The 20,412-nt window shown below is 73.6% G+C and carries 16 protein-coding genes; 11 read left to right on the top strand and 5 right to left on the bottom strand.

The annotated features are described in order from the left end of the window. Positions 1–7: 7 nt before the first annotated feature. Positions 8–361: a hypothetical protein gene (locus tag AC5WAM_RS27655; RefSeq protein ID WP_366793505.1), complete on the top strand. Its 354-nt coding sequence runs from the start codon at positions 8–10 to the stop codon at positions 359–361. After that, positions 358–618 (top strand): hypothetical protein, encoded by a 261-nt coding sequence (locus tag AC5WAM_RS27650; RefSeq protein ID WP_495519159.1) that lies wholly within the window; start codon positions 358–360, stop codon positions 616–618. Before AC5WAM_RS27655 ends, AC5WAM_RS27650 begins: the two co-directional genes overlap by 4 nt. Before the next feature lie 15 nt (positions 619–633). On the opposite strand, the gene AC5WAM_RS27645 is transcribed toward AC5WAM_RS27650, so the two are convergent. Further along, positions 634–849, bottom strand: a complete 216-nt coding sequence (locus tag AC5WAM_RS27645) for a hypothetical protein (protein ID WP_030674182.1) — start codon at positions 847–849, stop codon at positions 634–636. After that, a complete protein-coding gene (locus AC5WAM_RS27640; protein ID WP_495519158.1) occupies positions 846–986 on the bottom strand; it encodes a hypothetical protein in 141 nt (46 codons plus the stop codon). Before AC5WAM_RS27640 ends, AC5WAM_RS27645 begins: the two co-directional genes overlap by 4 nt. 217 nt (positions 987–1,203) lie before the next feature. Between AC5WAM_RS27640 and AC5WAM_RS27635 the strand changes: the two genes are divergently transcribed. Further along, positions 1,204–2,046, top strand: coding sequence for a helix-turn-helix domain-containing protein (locus tag AC5WAM_RS27635; RefSeq protein WP_366793502.1), 843 nt, complete (start codon positions 1,204–1,206; stop codon positions 2,044–2,046). After that, positions 2,028–2,225, top strand: coding sequence for a DUF397 domain-containing protein (locus tag AC5WAM_RS27630; RefSeq protein ID WP_366793501.1), 198 nt, complete (start codon positions 2,028–2,030; stop codon positions 2,223–2,225). The genes AC5WAM_RS27635 and AC5WAM_RS27630 overlap by 19 nt, the downstream gene beginning before the upstream one ends. A 57-nt stretch (positions 2,226–2,282) precedes the next feature. Here AC5WAM_RS27630 and AC5WAM_RS27625 read toward each other — a convergent pair whose 3' ends face one another. Both AC5WAM_RS27625 and AC5WAM_RS27620 read right to left on the bottom strand, forming a co-directional pair. Next, positions 2,283–8,894, bottom strand: coding sequence for an amino acid adenylation domain-containing protein (locus tag AC5WAM_RS27625; RefSeq protein WP_495519157.1), 6,612 nt, complete (start codon positions 8,892–8,894; stop codon positions 2,283–2,285). Between the two features lie 571 nt (positions 8,895–9,465). Next, positions 9,466–10,095: a TetR/AcrR family transcriptional regulator gene (locus AC5WAM_RS27620; protein ID WP_495519156.1), complete on the bottom strand. Its 630-nt coding sequence runs from the start codon at positions 10,093–10,095 to the stop codon at positions 9,466–9,468. Positions 10,096–10,178: 83 nt separating this feature from the next. On the opposite strand from AC5WAM_RS27620, the gene AC5WAM_RS27615 reads away from it, so the two are divergent. Both AC5WAM_RS27615 and AC5WAM_RS27610 read left to right on the top strand, forming a co-directional pair. Then, a complete protein-coding gene (locus AC5WAM_RS27615; RefSeq protein ID WP_495519155.1) occupies positions 10,179–10,610 on the top strand; it encodes a nuclear transport factor 2 family protein in 432 nt (143 codons plus the stop codon). Then, positions 10,603–11,550 (top strand): NAD(P)H-binding protein, encoded by a 948-nt coding sequence (locus AC5WAM_RS27610; RefSeq protein WP_495519154.1) that lies wholly within the window; start codon positions 10,603–10,605, stop codon positions 11,548–11,550. The genes AC5WAM_RS27615 and AC5WAM_RS27610 overlap by 8 nt, the downstream gene beginning before the upstream one ends. Here AC5WAM_RS27610 and AC5WAM_RS27605 read toward each other — a convergent pair. Continuing rightward, a complete protein-coding gene (locus AC5WAM_RS27605) occupies positions 11,508–13,433 on the bottom strand; it encodes a beta-galactosidase (RefSeq protein ID WP_495519153.1) in 1,926 nt (641 codons plus the stop codon). The genes AC5WAM_RS27610 and AC5WAM_RS27605 overlap by 43 nt on opposite strands. A gap of 220 nt (positions 13,434–13,653) precedes the next feature. On the opposite strand from AC5WAM_RS27605, the gene AC5WAM_RS27600 reads away from it, so the two are divergent. The 5 genes from AC5WAM_RS27600 to AC5WAM_RS27580 are packed head-to-tail and all read left to right on the top strand — an operon-like array spanning position 13,654 to position 20,393. Then, positions 13,654–15,282, top strand: coding sequence for an ABC transporter substrate-binding protein (locus AC5WAM_RS27600; RefSeq protein WP_366793495.1), 1,629 nt, complete (start codon positions 13,654–13,656; stop codon positions 15,280–15,282). A gap of 57 nt (positions 15,283–15,339) precedes the next feature. Beyond that, positions 15,340–16,299 (top strand): ABC transporter permease, encoded by a 960-nt coding sequence (locus AC5WAM_RS27595; protein ID WP_366793494.1) that lies wholly within the window; start codon positions 15,340–15,342, stop codon positions 16,297–16,299. Continuing rightward, complete coding sequence (locus tag AC5WAM_RS27590) at positions 16,299–18,401, top strand: dipeptide/oligopeptide/nickel ABC transporter permease/ATP-binding protein (RefSeq protein ID WP_495519152.1); 2,103 nt, start codon at positions 16,299–16,301, stop codon at positions 18,399–18,401. The genes AC5WAM_RS27595 and AC5WAM_RS27590 overlap by 1 nt, the downstream gene beginning before the upstream one ends. Beyond that, positions 18,388–19,473: an oligopeptide/dipeptide ABC transporter ATP-binding protein gene (locus AC5WAM_RS27585; protein WP_495519151.1), complete on the top strand. Its 1,086-nt coding sequence runs from the start codon at positions 18,388–18,390 to the stop codon at positions 19,471–19,473. The genes AC5WAM_RS27590 and AC5WAM_RS27585 overlap by 14 nt, the downstream gene beginning before the upstream one ends. After that, positions 19,470–20,393 (top strand): dihydrodipicolinate synthase family protein, encoded by a 924-nt coding sequence (locus tag AC5WAM_RS27580; RefSeq protein WP_495519150.1) that lies wholly within the window; start codon positions 19,470–19,472, stop codon positions 20,391–20,393. The genes AC5WAM_RS27585 and AC5WAM_RS27580 overlap by 4 nt, the downstream gene beginning before the upstream one ends. Positions 20,394–20,412: the final 19 nt, after the last annotated feature.

Here is a 20,412-nt window from a genome sequence, read left to right as displayed (position 1 = left end):
AGGCCTCATGAGCGCACAGACCGGCGACGGCCCCTACGGCCCGCTGATCCCGATGCCCGAGCTGACCCCCGACGCGCTGCGGGCAGCCGTGTCCAAGATCGCCCCCAGTCGGGTTCCCGAGCTGACCCGGCACCTTTTCGAAGCCACGACGAACGCACAACAGACCCAGAGCATCGCCCCTCTGCGCACGTTCATCCACTCCTGGGCCGTTTTTGTGGCCATCGAACGGCATCCGCTGCGTGCCGCTCGATTGCGAGAGCTGGAGCGCTTCGTCAGTACCGGCGAAGGCGACCCCATGAACGCCGTGACGGAGATCCGCCAGATCTGGGAAGCCGCAGAAGCCGAGGCCGGACTCCGGTGAGCGACTGGACCTGGGACTGGAATCCGAGCCAGGAATATCTCACCGAAGGACTGCCGCCCGGCGTGGTCGCCGAAGTCGAACGCCTGGCCACCGAGCTCGCCGCCCTTGGCCCGGGCAGCGAGCGCGTCGGCAGGCCGATCGACCGCGAAGGCGGCCTGCGCGAGTTCGACTTCCTCGCCGGGCGCGGCTTCATCAGCTTTCTCGCCATCCCCCGACATGAGTGCGTCTACCTCTGCAACATCACCTGGTCCGGCTGACGGCGGGACCCCACGTCAAGGCACCTCCCCCCGGCTGCGTGCGTTGGCGTACGCCGTTGCCGCGCGCAGGCGCTCCGCCGACGTCGCCGTCCGGAGCTTCTCCGGGGCGCAGTCCCACTCCCGCCCGCCTCCGTACGGGCGCAGCTGTACGTACGGCCCCTCGTGGCCCATCACCCTGCCGACCCTCCCGGTCCGGGTGTCCACCGCGTACGTCCCGATGGGAAGCCTCATGGGCGCACCCCCTTGCCCGGCAGCAGGGCCGCGAGGCGCGCCGCGGCCTCCACCGAGCAGCGCCCCAGGTCCACCAGCGGGCACGGCGCCTGCCGCGCGACGGTCGCCGGGTCCACCCGCAGCGACGGCAACGACATTCCCGCCCTCTCCAGGGCAGCGCGCAATTCTTTCACCGTGTCCTCCGCCTCTTCCACACACGCCCGCGAGTGCGACTCGCCGGTGGCTCCATTCGCCGTCACGTGGCTCCCCTCAGCCGTTGAATTTCACGCTTCGTGTCTCCACCGTGACGCAGTGCGTCTACTGTTGGCAGGAGTCTGTGCTCTACAACGTCGGCGCAGAGGAGGGGAGTTATCCATGGCCAAAGGTGCCCATGGGTCACGCCAGGCGGCCTGGGAGTTCTTCGGGGCGGAGTTAAAGCGACGGCGCGAGAACGCGGGCCTCACCCAAGTGGAGTTGGGGGCCCGCGTTTTTGTGTCCGGCGGCTACATCGGCCAATTCGAACAGGCCATCCGGAAACCGCAGTTGGATGTGGCCCAACGGATCGATGCCGTTCTGCAAACCGATGGCTTTTTCGAACGACTGTGGCGCAAGCTCATCCAGGATCAACCGTACGAGGAGTACTTCGCCCACGTCGCGGAGCTGGAGCGACTGGCGACAAAGATCTGCGAGTTCGAGCCAGCGCTGGTTCCTGGGCTGCTCCAGACCCCCGAATACGCCCGAGCGCTCTACCTGGCAAGCACCCCCCTTGCCGCGGAGGAGTACATCGAGGAACAGATCAGGGCACGCATGGACCGCGGCCTGATCCTGAGCGACATCACACGCCCCGTGTACTGGGTGATCCTGCACGAGACCGCGCTACGAGTGCCTGTTGGCGACGCCGCCATCATGGCTGCGCAACTGGACCACCTCACAGCGATGGTGCGAGAGCGCAAGGTGCTGGCACAGGTCCTGCCGTTCGCAGCCGGAGCTCATCCAAGGATGGGCAAGATGATGAAGCTGATGGAGTTCGAGGATGCGCCGCCAACTGTCTATACGGAAGGTGTGCATTCGGGGAATCTCCTGGACGAACCAGCGGTGGTGAAGCGTGTACAGGACTCCTACGATCTGCTCAGGGCCGTCGCGTTGTCGCCGGAGGCGTCCCTGGCCCTGATCCGGACGGCGGCGGAGGATCACAGACGATGCGCGAGGTCGACCTGAGCACCGCCCAGTGGCACAAGAGCAGCTACAGCAGCGGCGACGGCGGTGAGAACTGCGTCGAAGTCGCTCACGGCGTCGGCGGCGTCGTCCCGGTTCGGGACAGCAAGGTCCCAGGCGGCCCCGCCCTGGTGATAGGCGGGGCCGCCTGGGAGGCCTTCATCCGCGAGGTGGCCCGGTGAGGGGCGCCCCGGAAGGGGCGCGGGGAACTGCGCGATCAGCCCCAGCGAACCCGCAGGTTACGACGTCGCGGCCTCACTGAAGCGGCGCAGCCGGGGCGCGGAGTCCGCGGGGGCCGAGGCCACCGTCCGCGCGAGGTCCGCGATGCTGTTGGCCTCGAACACCGCCCGGATCGGCACCCGCACCCCCATGGCCTTGCTGATCCGGCTCGCGAGCTGGGTCGCGTACACGGAGTCCCCGCCGAGGCGGAAGAAGTCGTCGTCCATGCCGACCCGCTCGACGGAAAGCACCTGCCCGACCAGCTCGCAGAGCTGTCGCTCCTGGTCGGTGGACGGCGCGACGTACGTGCTCGCGTCCAGCTCGGGCGCGGGCAGCGCCCCCTTGTCGACCTTGCCGTTGGTGGTCAGCGGCAGCGCGTCGAGGACCATGACGACGGCCGGGACCATGTGCTCGGGCAGGGACTCCGAGGCGAAGGTGCGCAGCTCCTCCACCGACAGCGGGGCGGCACCCGCGGCCTGCTCAGGGACGACGTACGCCACGAGGTGCTTGCCCTGCCCGGTCGCGTCCTCGCGCGGCACGACCACCGCCTGGGCCACGTCGTCGTGCTGCTCAAGGGCGGCCTGCACCTCGCCCGGCTCGATGCGGAAGCCGCGGATCTTGACCTGGGCGTCGGCGCGGGCCCGGAAGTCGAGGCGGCCCTCGGGCGTCCAGGCGACCACGTCGCCGGTGCGGTACATGCGCCCCCCGGCGACGCCGAACGGATCGGCGGGGAACCGCTCGGCGGTCAGCGCGGACCGGCCCCGGTAGCCCCGGGCCAGGTGGTCGCCCGCGATGTACAGCTCGCCGGGCGTCCCGGGCGGCACCGGCCGCAGCGCCCCGTCGAGGACGTAGAGGCGGGTGTTGTCCAGGGGGCGGCCGATGGGCACCACCGCGCCGATGTCGTCGGGGCCCGCCATGCGGTGGGTCGTGACGCCCACGGTGGTCTCGGTGGGTCCGTAGAGGTTGACGACCTCGGTGCCGGGGCAGGCCGCGAGGACCCGCTCCGCCGTGGCCGGGGGCAGCACGTCGCCGCCCGACCACACCTCGCGGAAGCCCGCGAAGACCTCGGGCTGCTCGTCGGCGACCACCCGGAACAGGCCCGTGGCGAGGAGGGCCCCGGTCGGCCGGTGCTCCTCGGCGATCCGGGCGAGGGTGGCGACGTCGAGGCGTCCGGGCGGGGCGACGACGATGGCCCCGCCGTTGAGCAGCGGCACCCACAGTTCGTAGGTGGAGGCGTCGAAGGCCTGCGCCGAGTGCATCAGGACCCGCTCGTGCGCGCCGCCCTCGTAGACGCGGTCCGCGGCGAGCGCGGTCACGGCGCGATGGGGGACGCCGACGCCCTTGGGCGTGCCGGTCGAGCCGGAGGTGTAGATGACGTAGGCGAGGCGGTCCGGGTGCCCGTGCCAGGACGGCGGCAGGGCCCCGTCGCCGACGGCCGCGAGCTCGGCCTCCGTGCCGGGGTCGTCCAGGACCAGGCGCGGGCAGTCGGCCGCGGGCAGCGCGGCGGCCGACCGCCCGACGGTCACCAGGGCGGCGGGCGCCGCGTCGCGGAGCATGAACTCCAGGCGCGCGGCCGGGTAGTCCGGGTCGAGCGGCAGATAGGCACCGCCCGCCTTGAGGGCCGCGAGGACGGAGACGACGTACTCGGCGGAGCGGGGCACGGACACGGCGACGACCGCGTCCTGGCGCACGCCGCGCTCGCGCAGCAGCCGGGCGAGACGATTGGCCCGGCCGTCGAGCTGCCGGTACGTCAGGGTGGTGCCGTCGGCCTCCGTGAGCGCGGGCGCGTCGGGGGTCTCGGCGACGTGCCGCGCGAAGGCCTCGGTGACGGTCTCCTCGGGGCGCTCGCGGGCGGTGTCGTTGAACGTCTGGAGCACGCGTGCGCGTTCCGTGGCGCCGAGCGCCCCGATCTCGCTCACCCGGACGTGGGGGTCCCCCGCGAACCGGCCGAGGACGTAGGCGAACCGGGCGGCGAGCTTGTCGGCCGCGGCCTGGTCCAGGACGTGCCGCTGGTAGTGCACGACCAGGCGCAGGTGCGGGCCGTCCGGGTAGACGAACACCGTCACCGGGTAGTGGCTGGCGGTGAACGAGCGCAGACCGGTGACGGTGAACCCGGCCGCCGCGCTCGCCTCGGCCACCGCCGCGCGGTCCAGGGGGAACGACTCGAAGCCCATGGCCGTGTCGAACAGCTTCGGCAGCCCGGTGCCGCGCTGGATGTCGGCGAGGCTGTGGTGATGGTGGTCCAGGAGCGCGGCCTGCCGCCGCTGGAGGTTCCTGAGGACCTGGGCGACGGTGTCGCCCGGGGAGTACCGCACCCGCACCGGCGGCGCGTTGAGGAACATCCCGACGATCGACTCCACCCCCGCGAGCGCGGGCGGCCGTCCCGACGAGGGCGCCGCGAACACCACGTCCTGGCGGCCCGTCAGGCACCCGACGAGGACGCCCCAGGCGCCCTGCACCAGCGTGTTGAGGGTGATGCCCAGCTCGGTGGCGCGCCGGGTCAGCTCCCGCGCCCGCGCCGCCGGCAGGGGCACGTCGGCCAGGCCGATGCCGGTGCTGTCGGCGTCGGACTCGGCCTCGGGGAAGAGCAGCGTGGGCTCCTCGACCCCCGCGAGCTCCTCCTGCCACACCCGGGCCGGGTCCCGGGTGTCCTGCCGGGCCAGCCAGGCCAGGTAGTCGCGGTAGCCGCGGGCCCTCGGCAGCGCGGACCCGTCGCCGTCGGCGGCGTACAGGCGCAGCAGGTCCTGCGTGAGCAGCGGCAGGGACCAGCCGTCGAGCAGCACGTGGTGCGCCGTCAGGACCAGCTCGTGCCGGTCGGGGGCCAGCGTGAGCAGGGCCATGCGCAGCATGGGCGGGGCGGCCGGGTCGAAAAGGACGGTGAGGTCGTGCGCCAGGAACTCCTCCAGGGCGTCCCGCTGCGCCGCCTCGTCGAGCGCGCCGAGGTCCCGCCGCGTCCAGGGCAGGGCGACGCCGTCCACGAGCAGCTGGACGAGCTCGCCGGTGGGCCCCGGCACGAACGCGGTGTGCAGGGCGGGGTGGCGGTCGAGGAGGGCCTGCGCGGCGGTGCGCAGCCGCCCGGCGTCCACCGGCCCCGACAGGTGCAGCGTGTACTGGCACAGATAGGCGTCGAAGCCCGCCCCGGACTCGCGCGCCATCGTCGAGTGGAACAGCAGGCCCTTCTGGAGCGACGACAGGGGCCAGATGTCGGTGAGGCCCGGGTAGCGCTCCCGCCAGCCGTCGATGTCGGCCTGGCTCACCCGCACCAGGGGCATGTCGGACGGGGTCGGGCCGCCCGCGCCGGGCCGCTCGGCGTGCCGGGCCAGGCCTTCGAGCGCGCGGCACCACAGCTCCGCGAGCTCCTGGACGTCGGCCTCGGACAGGACGCCCTCCGGCGCCGTGAACAGGGCGCCGAGGCAGGGGCCCGCTGCGGTGTCGGACACGTGCGCGTTGATGTCCAGCTCGGCGGGGGCCCGCATCGCCGGGTCCTGCCCGGCGTCCAGCTCGGCCAGCTCGGCCACTCCGGGCGCCTGGGTGAAGCCGAGGCCGCGCAGCTCGGCGGGCATGTCGGCGTCGGCGGAGAACCGGCCCAGGTAGTTGAAGCCGATCTGCCCCATCGAGTGCGGTGCGAGCTCGGCGGCCGTCTCGGGGTTGAGGTAGCGGAGCAGGCCGTAGCCGATGCCCTTGTCGGGCAGGGCGAGGAGCTGCTCCTTGACCGCCTTGACGAGGGTGCCCGCGGCGGGGCCGCCCGCGAAGGCCTCCTCCAGGTCGGCGCCCGACACGTCCAGGCGTACCGGGAAGAAGCTGGTGAACCAGCCGACGGTGCGGGACAGGTCGGCGCCGGGAGCGGCCGCCTCCTCGCGCCCGTGGCCCTCCAGGCGGATCAGCGCCGACGGCTCGGCCACGCCGCGCGCCGCGCGCCAGCGGGCCACGGCCATCGCGAGGCCGGTCAGGAGCCCGTCGTTGACGCCGCCGCGGAAGGCGGCGGGCAGCGTCGTCAGAAGGGTCTCGGTGACGTGGGCCGGGAGCTGGACGCGGACCTTGGACAGGGTGGCGACGGTGTCCACCGCCGGGTCGAGGCGCCGCGCGCCCAGGACCGGGTCGGGGCCGGTCACGATGGACCGCCACAGGCCGAGCTCGGCGGCGCGCTCCGGGCGCCGGGCCTCCGTCACCAGGGCGTGGGCCCAGCGGCGCACCGAGGTGCCGACCGGGGCGAGTTCGGGGGCCTCGCCCCGGCCGACCGCCCGCCAGGCCCTGGCCAGGTCCGGCATCAGGATCCGCCACGAGACGCCGTCCACGACGACGTGGTGCAGCACGACGAGCAGCCGCCCGGCGCGCCCCTGGCCCGCGTCGAACCACACGAACTGCGCCATCACGCCGCCGTCCGGGTCCAACCGCCCGGCCGCCGCGTCCAGTTCGGCAACCAGCAGGCCGCGCCAGGCCTCGGCGGGAGCGCCCTCCCTGCCCGCGTCCCAGGGGCCGTCGTGGGCGACGCGGCGGATCAGGGCGTCCGCGTCCACCGCGCCGACGGGCGCGACCACCAGGCCGGGGCCTTCGTCGGAGCCCTCCTCGGTCAGGCGGGCGCGCAGCAGGTCGTGGCGGTCGACGACCGCGCCGAGCGTCGCCGCGAGACCCGCGCGGTCGATGCCCTCGGGCAGTTCGAGGACCATGGCCTGCGAGAACCGGCCGAAGCCCGGACCCCACTCCCGTACCCACTGGGTGACGGGCAGGTGCGGCAGGAAGCCGACGCCGCCGCCGTCCAGCTCGTCGAGCACGAGCGCCGCGGTGTCGGCCGTGGTCACGGCCTCGGCGAGGGCCGCCACCGTGCGGTGCTCGAAGAGGTCGCGGGCGCTGACGGCGAGGCCCTGGCCGCGGGCGCGCGTCGCGACCTGGATGGACTGGATGCTGTCGCCGCCGACGGCGAAGAAGTCGTCGTCGACGCCCACCCGTTCCACGCCGAGGACCTCGGCGAACAGCGCGGCCAGGCACTCCTCGCGGGCGTCGCCCGGAGCCCGGTACTCCGCGCCGTGGAACTCGGGGTCGGGCAGGCCCGCCCGGTCCACCTTGCCGCTGGCCGTCAGGGGCAGCTCGTCGAGCACCACGAACGCGGCCGGGATCATGTACGAGGGCAGCCGCTGCGCGAGGTACGCCCGCAGCTCCCCCGGCCCGGCCCCGGAGTCCAGGGAGAAGTGGCCGGTGCCGCCGCCGCGCCCGGCCTCGAAGGTCTCCTCACCGGCGCGCACGGTGTACGCCACCAGCTGCTTGCCCCGGCCGCCGGCCAGTTCGCGCGGGACGACCACCGCGTGGGCCACCTGGCGGTGGGTCTCCAGGGCGGCCTCGATCTCGCCGGGCTCGATGCGGAAGCCGCGGATCTTCACCTGGGCGTCGGCGCGCTCCCGGAACTCCAGCTCGCCCTCGTCCGCCCAGGCCACGAGGTCGCCGGTGCGGTACATGCGCTCGCCGGACCCGTCGAAGGGGCAGGCCACGAACCGCTCGGAGGTCAGGCCCGGGCGGCCCAGATAGCCGCGGGTCAGGCCCTCGCCCGCGAGGTACAGCTCGCCGGGGACGCCCGGCGCCACCGGGCGCAGTGCGGCGTCGAGGACGTACGCGCGCGTCCCCTCCAGCGGCGAGCCGATCGGCACGGGCTCGCTCACGGCGTCCGCCGAGGTGACGGGGCGGCAGGTGGCGTAGACGGTGGACTCGGTGGGCCCGTAGGCGTGGTGGACCGTCAGGCCGGGGCAGGCGCGCAGCACCCGGCGCACCGCCTCCGGCGGCACGACGTCGCCCCCGGTCCACACCTCGTCGAGCCCGGCGAAGGCGTCCGGCTGCTCGTCGGCCACCACCCGGAACAGGCCCGCGGACACGAAGGTCCCGGTGACGCCGTGCCGGGTGACGAGCGTGGCCATGCCCTCGCCGTCGAGGACGCCGGGCGGGGCCACCACGACGGTGCCGCCGTGCAGCAGGGGCATCCAGATCTCGTAGGTCGAGGCGTCGAAGGCCAGGGGGGCCTGCTGGAGCGTGGTGGTGTGCGGGCCGCCCGCCACCCGGGGGTCGGCGACCATCGTCAGGACGCCCCGGTGGGTGACGCCCACGCCCTTGGGGGTGCCGGTGGAGCCGGAGGTGTAGATCACGTTGGCGAGCCCGCCGGACCTGTCACCGGCCCGCGGCGGGGGCCCGGCCGGGGCGGACGCCAGCGCGGCGGCCGTGTCCGGGGTGTCGAGGAGGAGGAGCTCGCGGTCGTGGTCCGGCAGCTTCGCGGCCGTGGCCGTGTCGCTCACCACGACGACGGGCGCGGCGTCCGCCAGCATGAACGCGAGCCGCCGCGCCGGGTATTCGGGGTCCAGCGGCAGATAGGCGCCCCCCGCCTTGAGCACCGCGAGGACCGTCACGAGGTACTCCGCGGACCGGTCGAGCGCCACCGCGACCAGCGTCTCTTCGGCCACCCCCCGCGCCCGCAGCAGGCGGGCGAGGCGGTCGGCCCGCTCGTCGAGCCCGCCGTACGTCATCGACGCGCCGTCGGCGCCGACCACGGCGACGGCGTCCGGGGATGCGGCCGCCCGCCCCTCGAAGACCGCGGCGATGGTGGCGCCGGAGGCCTGCGCGGCCCCGGCGCCCGTCCCCTGAAGATGGGTCACAAGAAACTCCTACTGATTCCGGAATAGGCCGAACGTGAGGTCAACCCGGACCCAGAACCGGGGCACACGGCAGGAGCGAACCGGCGCGCACGGAGTCCTTTCCCGCGCGCACGGCTCTGCCGCGTGCAAGGAGCGCGGCAGCCGACGCGGGCGGGGGGACGCGCACGTCAGCAGCCGCTCGGCGACGGCCGTCACGGGCGGGGGGCGCGCGTGTCGGCAGCCGCGTACAGCTGTTGTGGATGGTGAAAGCAGGAGCGCCGCGCGTGCGGCGCCACGACCGGGGCGGAAATCGGCTCAGCGAAGCGCCGGAATCCGCCCGGTCCCTTTGCCGGACCTTAACTCGCCCTCTCGTACGAGGAAAAGACCGCAGCGCATTGCTGCCGCACGGCGCGGGACCGGATTGAGGGGATGGAAGCCGTCCGTATTTCCGGAACACCCGGGCGGGCTGTCTGGTCGACGAGACAGCGGACGGAAGGGAATTCCCGCGCCTTCCGACTCCGCTCGATAACCACGTACGCCCCGGATTCCCTTGGCCGAGGACGCCCGCAGAGGGCGCCCTCAGAGGACGCTCTCAAGCGAGCACGTTCGCCACGTACGCGGCGAGCCGCTCCCGCTGCCGGCGTGCCGTCAGGCCCTCCACCGCAGCCAGGTGTTCCACGAGGTCCGCCCGCACGGCCGCGAGCAGCGCGTGTGCCGCGTACCCCGGGTCGGGCACGCCTCCGGCCGCCGCGAGGGCGTCCCGCAGGACGCCGTGCCACCAGGCGTAGTGCTCGGACCGGTAGGGGCTGTTGCCGCCGGGCTCCTCCAGGGCGAGCGCGAGGGGGCGGTTGTCGAGCTTGAAGCCGAGGAGCGCGTCCAGGAGCGCGGGGACGCGCTCGCGCGCGGGGGTGTCCGGGCCGAGCGGCGCGGGCCCCGACTCCACCGCCGCGCGCAGCGCCGCGCTGCGCGCGTCGAAGACGGCGCGGATCAGGCCGTCCCGGTCCCCGAACCGCCGGAACAGCGTGCCCTTGCCGACCCCGGCCGCCGCCGCGATCTGGTCCATGGACACGCCGCGCGGGCTCTCGCTGCGGGCGAAGAGGGCGTCGGCGGCGGCGAGGACGGCCTCGCGGTTGCGGGCCGCGTCGGCGCGGGCCTTGCGCACGGGCGTCCCGGGGCTCGAAGGGCTCTCGCGGCTCTCAGGACTCTCGGGGCTCTTGGGCATCAGCTCACCTTTACAAAGCGGACCGCTGGTCCGTATCGTCAAAGCGGACCAGCAGTCCGAATCGTAAGGGACGGTACTCGCCCATGCCCACCACCCCACCCCCGGCCTCCGGCCCCGCCGAGCTGTTCCGGCACGGCCTCGGCCTCCTGATCCGCGGCGACATGGAGGGCTGGATCGCCCTCTTCGCCGAGGACGCCGTCGCCGAGTTCCCCTTCGCGCCCGACGGCTACCCCCGGCGGCTCGACGGCCGCGCCGCCCTCGGCCCGTATCTGCGCGGCCTCGCCGACCACATCGCTTACGACGCGTTCCCGTACGTGGAGGTCCACGAGACCGGCGACCCGGGCACGATCGTCGCGGAGCTGCGCTCCGAGGGCCGCGTGCTCGCCACCGGCGGCCCCTTCGCCATGGCCTACGTCGCCGTCGTCACGGTCCGGGACGGCCTGATCGTGCGCTACCGCGACTACTGGAACCCGCTCGCCGTCCCCGCGTCCCTGACGGCGGCCGTCCATGGCTGAGGCACCGCGGACCACCGAGCCGCCGCAGCCGGCCGAGCCGCTGACCGTCCTGGTCACGGGCGCGACCGGGACCACGGGCAGCCGCGTCGCCGCCCGGCTCGCCGCCCTCGGCCACACCGTGCGCGCCGCGAGCCGCCGGGGCGGGACGGGCCACGGCGCCGTCGCACCCGCCGCGCCCGCCGCACCCGTCAGGCCCGTCCGGTTCGACTGGTACGACCCGGACACGCACGCCGACGCCCTGCGCGGAGCCGACCGCGCCTATCTGGTCCCGCCCGTCGCCGAGCCCGAACCGGTCGCCGTCATGGGGCCCTTCCTGGAGCGGGCCCGCGCGGCGGGCGTGACGCGCGTGGTGCTCCTCAGCTCCTCGGCCATCGAGGCGGGCGGGCCCGGGGTCGGACAGGTGCACCAACTCCTCACCGACAGCGGCCTGTTCGAGGAGTGGTCCGTGCTGCGCCCGTCGTGGTTCATGCAGAACTTCACCGGCGACCACCTGCACGCCGACAGCATCCGCCGCGACGGCGTGCTCACCACCGCGACCGGCACCGGACGCGTCGGCTTCGTCGACGCCGACGACATCGCCGCCGTGGCCGCCCGCGCCCTCACCGACCCGCTCCCGCCGGGGCCCGACCTCGTCGTCACCGGCCCCGAGGCGCTGTCGTACGCCGACGTGGCGGCGGTCGTCGGCCGCGTCACGGGCCGCGCCGTGCGCCACCGGGCCGTGCCGCCCGACGCGCTCGCCGCGCGGCTGACCGGGGGCGGCATGCCCGCCGCGTTCGCGGAGCTCCTGGCCGCGCTCGACGACGGGATAGGCCGGGGCGCCGAGGACCGGGTCACCGACACCGTCGAGCGCGTCACGGGCGTGAGGCCGCGCAGCTTCGCCCGGATGTACCGGGAGGCCTACGCGTCGTCCCGCTCGACGGCCACGGCACCGTCGCGGTAGTCGAGCCGCACCCGCAGCCGCTCCCCCGCCGCCGTGACCCGGGTCCGCACCTGCACGCCCGCGGGGAGCCCCGCCGCCACCGGGCGCACCCCGCACTCCGCGCGCACCCGGTCGAGCAGGGCGCGCAGAGCCTCGGGGCCGGGGTCGCACGCCACGTACCAGGCGGTGCCCCGCCCGTACGCGTGCCGGGTCACGGCGGGGCCTTCACCGCCATCACCGCCGTCACCGCCGCCCGTGCCGTCGAAGCCCGGCACGGCCTCCGCTCCCTCCAGGCGGAGCACCTCCGCCCAGCCGCCGTCCGCGCGCGGCGCGAACTCCTCCACCGTCAGGCCGAGCACCTCCCGGAACGGCCCCGGATAGCCGCCCAGGTACACCCGGTCGTGCTCGTCGGTGATCCCGGAGAAGTACGACATCACGAGGGTGCCGCCGCCCTCCACATACGCCGCCAGGCGCGCGGCCGCCGCCCGCGACACGGAGTACAGGTGCGGCACGAGCAGCAGCCGATAGCCCGTCAGATCCCCGTCGACCGGCACCACGTCGCACGCTACAGACGCGTCGTAGAGAGGCCGGTGGTACGCGAGCGCGCCCTGAAGGTAGTCCACCTCGCTCGGGTGGGCGCCCGTGCCCAGGGCCCACCAGGCGCCCCAGTCGAACAGGAGCGCCGCGTCGGCCCGCTCGGGCACCGCGCCGAGCAGCTCGGGCCGCCCGGCGAGCTCCGCGCCGAGCGCGCTCACCTCGCGGAAGATCCGGGTGTCGGGGCCCGCGTGCGGCACCATCGCCGAGTGGAACTTCTCGGCGCCGCCGCGCGACTGGCGCCACTGGAAGAACAGGACCGCGTCGGCGCCGTGCGCCACCGCCTGCCAGCTGTCCAGGCGCATCCGGCCGGGCGGCTTGCGGCCGTTGTGGGGCCGCCAGTTGACCGCCGACGGCGCCTGTTCGAGGAGCAGCCAGGGGCGCCCGCCCTTCAGGCCGCGCATCACGTCGTACGAGAAGGCCGCGCGCCGGGCGGCGTCCGGGTCGTGCGGGTCCGGATAGGAGTCGTACGAGACGACGTCGAGGTGCGGCGCCCAGCGGAAGAGGTCCAGGGTCCTGGCGACGGGGACGAAGTTGGTGGTGACGGGCACGCCGGGGGTGAGCCGGGCGAGCACGGCCTTCTCCGCCCGATAGCAGTCGAGCAATTCATCGGATGAGAAGCGCCAGTAGTCGGCGAGCTGGGCGGGGTTGCGGAAGGACGGCGCGGCGCGCGGGGTGTGGATCTCGTCCCAGGCGGCGTAGTGCTGCGACCAGAAGTCCGTGGACCAGGCCTCGTTGAGGGCGTCCAGGGTGGTGTAGCGGGCGCGCAGCCAGGTACGGAAGGCGGCCGCGGACACCTCGCAGTGGCAGTGCCGCGAGACGTGGCAGCCGTATTCGTTGCCGATGTGCCACAGGGCGAGCGCGGGGTGGTCCGCGTACCGCGCGGCGAGGCGCTCCACCAGGCGCACCGCGTACCGCCGGAAGACGGGGCTCGACGGGCACCAGTGCTGGCGCGAGCCCGGGTAGAGCCGGGTGCCGTCCGCCAGGACGGGCAGCGTCCCGGGGTGCAGCCGGGCCAGCCACGGCGGCGGTGACGCCGTCATCGTCGCCAGGCACACCCGCACGCCCGCGGCGGCGAGCCGGTCCATGTGGTCGTCCAGCCAGGTGAAGTCGTGGCCGCCGGGCGTGGGTTCGGTCCGCGCCCATGCGAAGATCCCCAGCGTGACGAGGCCGACGCCCGCCTCCCGCATCAGCTCGACGTCCTCGGCGTGCACGTCCGGGCCCCACTGCTCGGGGTTGTAGTCCCCGCCGAAGCCCACGGATCCCAGCGGTCCGCGCCACCACCGGAGCCGCCCGCTCTCCTCGTTCACGTCCCGAAACACCCCCGTCCGACACCTTGACCAGGCCCTGGCCCGCTCCTATGGTCGCTGCGCCAGCACGACGTAGGACGTCGGACCTTTGAGCCGCAGCGTACTCCCGCGGGGCCCGCCCGGGCCCGCGTCCGCACCGCGCATCTCCCCACCGTCCCCCCACCCGATCCGCACCGGTACGTGGGGAGCACCCTCTCCCCACTCCTTCAGGGAGGCACTCGTGAGCGACCCCATCCCCGTGACACGTGACGGCGACGGCCCCGGTCGGCGGTCCTTCCTGCGGTACACCGGCGCCCTGGGTGCGGCCGCGGGCCTCGGCGGCGGCCTCGTGGCCTGCGGCGGGCCCGAGTCCACCAACGACACCGGGGGCAGCGGGGGCGGGACCCTCACCGCCGTCATCGGCTACGGCAACGACGGCAGTTGGGACCCCACGCAGACGGCGTCCGCGTTCGCCATGGCGGGCAACGAACACATCTACGAGGCGCTCCTCGGCACCGACCCGATCAGCCGCGAGCCGTACCCGCAGCTCGCCACCGCCGTGCCGAGCGACCTGAAGGCCACGACCTGGAAGTTCGAGCTGCGGGCCGGGGCCACGTGGCACGACGGGAAGCCGGTCACCGCCGACGACGTGGTGTTCGTCTTCGACCGCATCCTGGACCCCGGCACCCAGACCCTGGCCAAGGGCTTCTTCGCGGCCTGGCTCAAGGAGGTCCGCAAGGTCGACGCGCGCAACGTCGAGCTCGTACTCAAGTTCCCCTTCCCCGACGGCGCGGCGCGGCTCACCCTCGCCAAGATCATGCCGAAGCACGTGTACTCCGCGCCGGGCGCCTGGGACGAGGCCACCAAGGGCAAGGCGATCGGCTCGGGCCCGTACCGGCAGGCCTCGCACCACCCGAAGTCCAACACGACCTTCGAGGCGTACGACGACTACAACGGGCCCCGCAAGGCCGCCTTCAAGAAGATGAACTGGCTGACGATCGTGGAGGCCGCCCCGCGCGTCGCCAAGATCTCCGGCGGCAGCGCGGACGCGCAGATCTCCGACAACATCCCGTACGCCAACATCGAGCAGCTCAAGAGCGGCGGCATGACCGTCGAGGGCGGCGCCGGGATGAACAACCTCTTCCTGATGTTCAACACCGCCCACAAGCCCTTCGACGACGTGCGGGTGCGCCAGGCCCTGCACTACGCCATCGACCGCGCGAAGATGATCGACGTCGCCCTGAAGGGCCACGGCAAGGCGGCCACGTCCTTCCTGAACGAGGGCAACCCCAGCTACCGCCCGGCCAAGACCGTGTACGGCTACGACCCCAAGAAGGCCAAGGCCCTCCTGAAGGAGGCCGGGGTCTCGGGCCTGAAGGTCAACCTGATGGCCGTCAACGTCAGCTGGATCAGCGACTGCCTGCCCACCATCAAGGCCTCCTGGGACGCGATCGGCGTCAAGACCACCCTGGACCCGCAGGAGACCACGGCCGTCTTCACCAAGCTGGACCAGAAGAAGGACTTCCAGGTCGTCGCGGCCGCCTCGAACCCCAACCAGTTCGGCATCGAGGCCGACCTGATCATGCACTACAACTACGGCCCCGAGAACATCTGGATGGGCTACGCCCGCTGGGCGGGCAACGCCCGCGCCAAGGAGCTGTTCCGGCTCATGGACAAGGCGACCCGCGAGTCCGACGCCACCCGCAAGAAGTCGATGGTCCAGGACTACATCGACCTCGTCGCCGAGGAGGCCGTGCTCTACCCCGTCGTCCACAACGAGCTGATGACGGCGTGGAACCCCAAGCGGCTCAGCGGCATAAGGCCCCAGCCCTACCCCGGCGTCAACCTCCTCCAGGCCCGGTGGGTCTGACGGGCGCGCCCCGCGCCCCGAGGAGCCGCACCCCTCCGGAATGAGGAGCCGTCCCACGTGACCGCGATCCTGCGCATCCTGCTCCGCCGCCTCGCCCTGCTCGTCCCGCTGCTGCTCGGCATCGTCCTGTTCGTCTTCCTCGTCATGCGCTTCTCGGACGTCGACCCGGCCTCCGCGTTCTTCCAGGGCGCCAACCCCACCCCCGAGCAACTGCACCGGTTCCGCGAGGAGAACGGCCTGCTCGACCCGCTGCCCGTGCGCTATGCCGACTTCGTCGGCGACCTGCTCCACGGCGACATGGGCATCAGCGTCCTGACCCGCTCCGCGGTCGTCGACCAGGTCACCACGGCGCTGCCCCTGACGATGCAGCTCACCTTCCTCGGGCTCGGCATCGCCGTCGTCGTCTCGCTGCTGCTCGGCGTGACCGCCGCGATCTACCGCGACCGGCTGCCCGACCAGATCGTCCGCGTCGTCTCCCTGACCGGAGTCGCCGCGCCCGGCTTCTGGCTGGCCCTGCTCATGATCCAGTACCTGGCCGTGGACCTGGGCTGGTTCCCGACCGGCGGCTACATCAACCCCAACGACTCCTTCACCGGCTGGCTCAGGACGATGACGCTGCCCGCGCTCGCCCTGTCCCTGCCGGTGGCCGCGCAGATGACCCGCATCATCCGCACCGCCGTCGTCGAGGAGCTCGACAAGGACTACGTCCGCACCGCCGTGGGCAGCGGCCTGCCGCCCGTCGTGGTCGTCGGCCGCAACGTCCTGCGCAACGCCCTCATCAACCCGCTCACCGTGCTCGGCCTGCGCGTCGGCTATCTGCTCGGCGGCGCCGTCGTCATCGAGACGATCTTCTCCCTGCCCGGCATGGGCAAGCTGATGATCGACGCGGTGAAGAACGGCGACCCCGCCGTCGTGCAGGGCGTCGTCATCACCACCGCCGTCGGCTTCGTCGTGGTGAACCTCGTCATCGACATCCTCTACCTCCTGGTCAACCCGCGCCTGAGGGGAACCTCCTGATGCCGTTCGCCTCGCGCAAGGCGCTGACCGACAGGCTCGCCCGGCCGGGCCTGCGGCTGCGGTCGCTGCGCAAGCTGCCCGTCCTGTCGCGGATCGCGGTCGGCGTGCTCGCCGTCGTCGTCCTCGTCGCCCTGTTCGCGCCGCTGCTCGCCCCGCACGACCCGCTCGAACAGCAGTCCCTGGTGGACGGCACCGGGCACCCCTCCGCCGACCACTGGATGGGCCAGGACAGCCTCGGCCGGGACATCCTCAGCCGGCTCATGTACGGCGCCCGCTGGTCGCTCGCCATCGGGCTCGGCGCGACCCTCCTTGCCCTCACCGTCGGCGCGGTCGTCGGCGCGGTCGCCGCGACCTCGCGCAAGGCCGTGGACGAGTCCCTCATGCGGGTCCTGGACATCGTCATGGCGTTCCCCGGCATCGCGCTGGCCGCCGTCCTCGTCGCCGTGTTCGGCGGCGGCATCACCGTCCTGATCTGCGCGATCGCGTTCCTGTTCACCCCGCCCATCGCCCGTGTCGTGCGCGCCAACGTCCTCGACCAGTACAGCGAGGACTACGTCACCGCCGAACGCATCGTCGGCGCCCGCACCCCGCACATCCTGATCAAGCACGTCGCCATCAACTGCGCCGCGCCCGTCCTCGTCTTCTGCACCGTGCAGGTCGCCGAGGCCATCGTCTTCGAGGCCTCGCTGTCCTTCATCGGCGCGGGCGTGCGGCCCCCCGACCCGTCCTGGGGCAGCGTCATCGCCGACGGCAAGAACATGGTGCTCACCGGCGGCTGGTGGGCCACCGTCTTCCCCGGCCTCCTGATGCTCCTGACCGTCCTGTCCCTGAACGTCCTGTCCGAAGGCGTGTCCGACGCCTGGGCCGCGCCCTCGGGCCGCGAGGTCGAGCAGGACCGCGCCGCGGACGAGGTCGAGGCGCCCGAGCCCGGCAGCGGCGAGGTCCTCGAACTGCCCGGCCTCGCCGACGCCGCCGCCCGCCTGCGCGCCCGCGCCCGGCCGCTGCCCGAGGGCGCGCCCGTCCTGGACGTACGGGACCTGGCCATCGGCTTCGACGCCCGGCACGGCGGGGTCGACATCGTCGACGGCATCAGCTTCCAGGTCCGGCCCGGCGAAGTCCTCGGCCTGGTGGGCGAGTCCGGCTGCGGCAAGTCCCTGACCGCCCTGACCGTCATGGGGCTCCAGCCCAAGGGCGCCCGCGTCCGCGGCCACGTCACCTTCGCCGGGCAGGAGCTCATCGGCCTGCCCCCGCGGGCCCGGCGCCGGCTGCTCGGCCACGACATGGCGATGATCTACCAGGACGCCCTGTCGTCCCTCAACCCGGCGATGACCGTACGCGCCCAGCTCAAGCAGGTCGTCCGGCGCGGCGGCCACCGCTCCCCCGCCGAACTGCTCTCCCTGGTGGGCCTCGACCCGGACCGCACCCTGCGCAGCTATCCGCACGAGCTGTCCGGCGGCCAGCGCCAGCGCGTGCTCATCGCGATGGCCCTGTCCCGCGACCCGAAGCTGATCGTCGCGGACGAGCCCACCACCGCCCTGGACGTCACCGTGCAGGCACAGGTCATCCAGCTCCTCCTGCGGCTGCGCGCGGAGCTCGGCTTCGCGCTGGTCCTGGTCTCCCACGACCTGGCGCTCGTCGCGGACGTCACCGACCGCGTCGCGGTGATGTACGGCGGCCAGATCGTCGAGACCGGGGTCACCGCGGAGCTCGTGGAGTACCCCACCCACCACTACACGCGCGGCCTGCTCGGCTCCGTCCTCTCCCTGGAGTCCGCCGCCCAGCGCCTCACCCAGATCAAGGGCGTCGTGCCGTCGCCCGCCGACTTCCCCGCCGGGTGCCGCTTCGCCGACCGCTGCCCGCTCGCGAGCGAGCTGTGCCGCACGACGACGCCGGAACTGCTCGGCGAGCCCGCGCACCGGACGGCCTGCCACCACCCGGCGCTCGCGCCCCACGAACCCTCGGCACGGGAGCGCCCCGCACCGGAGCGCCCCGAAGGGGCGCGGGACGGTGTCGACAGCGGCTCCGCCGCGCGGGCGCGACCAGCCACGAACGACCCGCAGCCGCCAGAATCACGGGAGGGAATCGCCCATGACGCCCGCTGAAGAGCCCGCTGAAGAGCTCATCGCGCTGCGCGACGCCCACGTCGTGCACAGGGCCCGCACCGGCGGCGTCTTCTCCCGCGACAAGGTGTACGCGCTCACCGGCGCCGACCTGACCATCGCCCCCGGCGAGACCGTCGGCGTCGTAGGCGAGTCCGGGTGCGGCAAGTCCACCCTCGCCAAGGTGCTCGTGGGCATCCAGCGCCCCACCGCGGGCACGGTCGCGTACCGCGGCCGCGACCTGTGGCGGATGAAGCCCCCGGAGCGGCGCACCACCATCGGCAGCGACACCGCCATGATCTTCCAGGACCCCTCGACCGCCCTGAACCGGCGGCTTCCCGTCCGCCAGATCCTGCGCGACCCGCTCGACGTCCACCGGCGCGGGAGACCGGCCCAACGGGACGAGCGTGTACGGGAGTTGATGAGCCTGGTCGGCCTGCCCACGGCGCTCGCGGACGGGCTGCCCGGCCAGCTCTCGGGCGGCCAGCGCCAGCGCGTCGCGATCGCCAGGGCGCTGGCCCTGGAGCCCGAACTCGTCGTGGCCGACGAGCCCACCAGCGCCCTGGACGTCTCGGTCCGCGCCCAGATCCTCAACCTCCTCCTCGATCTGAAGGAACGTCTCGGCCTCGCCCTGGTGTTCGTCTCGCACGACATCCAGACGGTCCGCAGGATGAGCGACCGGGTGATCACCATGTATCTGGGCCGGATCGTCGAGGAGGCGCCCGCCGCCGACATCCTCGACCAGGCCCGGCACCCCTACACCCGCGCCCTGTTCTCCGCCACGCCCGGCCTCCTGGACCCCATCGACCCCATCCCGCTCGTCGGCCCCGTCCCCTCGGCCACCCGGCCGCCCAGCGGGTGCCCCTTCCGGACACGCTGCTGGAAGGCGGACGACGCCTGCGCGGCGGCCATGCCGGACACTACGGAGGAGGGGTCCGCGCACCGCTTCCGGTGCCACCACCCCGTACCGGCGGGCGAGACCACGCGCGACCTCGTCAGCCAGTCGGCACAGGCGTCACAGCCGGCATCCACCGCGACGGCCGCCGCCACGGCCACGTCCAAGGAGGCTCCATGACCGCACTCCCCACCCTGTTGACCGGTGTCGTCCCGCCCGTCTGCACCCCCCTGACGCCGGACAACGAGGTGGACGTCGCCTCGCTGGAGCGCCTCGTCGACCACCTGGTCGGCGCGGGCGTGGACGCGCTGTTCGTCCTCGGCTCCTCGTCGGAGGCGGCGTACCTGCCCGACGCCCACCGCAGGACCGTCGTGTCCGCGGTCGTCCACCACGTCGGCGGCCAGCTCCCCGTCCTCGCGGGGGCCATCGACATGACGACCCTGCGCGTCCTCGACCACGTGCGGGCCGCGGCCGCCGCCGGGGCCGACGGCGTCGTCGTGACCGCGCCCTTCTACACCCGCACCCACCCCGCCGAGATCGCCCGCCACTACCGGCTCGTCGCCGAGCGCGGCGGCCTGCCCGTCTTCGCGTACGACCTGCCCGTCTCGGTGCACACCAAGCTCGACGCCGACCTCGTCCTCGACCTGGCGGTCGAGGGCACCCTGGCCGGGCTCAAGGACTCCAGCGGCGACGACGGCGGCCTGCGCCGCGTCCTGCTCGGCGCGCCCCCCGCCTTCAGCGTCCTCACCGGCTCGGAGCTGACGGTCGACTCGGCCCTCGCGATGGGCGCGCACGGCGTGGTCCCCGGCCTCGGCAACGTCGACCCCGACGGCTACGTCCGCCTCTACCGCGCGGCCCGCGCCGGAGACCTCGACGGCGCCCGCGCCGAGCAGGAACGCCTCTGCGCCCTGTTCCGCATGACCGAGACGGGCTCCCCCGCCCGGATGGGCCGCAGCTCCTCCAGCCTCGGCGCCTTCAAGGCCGCCCTCCATCTGCGCGGCGTCATCGCCCACCCCACCACGGCCGTTCCCCAGATCCCGCTCTCCCCGGAGGACGTGGAGCGCGTGGGCAAGCACCTGGCGGCGGCGGGGCTGTTGTAGCGGCCCGGGGCAGCGGCCC

This window comes from Streptomyces sp. JLYT201, assembly GCF_059448825.1.
The sequence above is the reverse complement of the archived record's forward strand: the minus strand, read 5'-3'. Positions and strand labels throughout refer to the sequence as shown.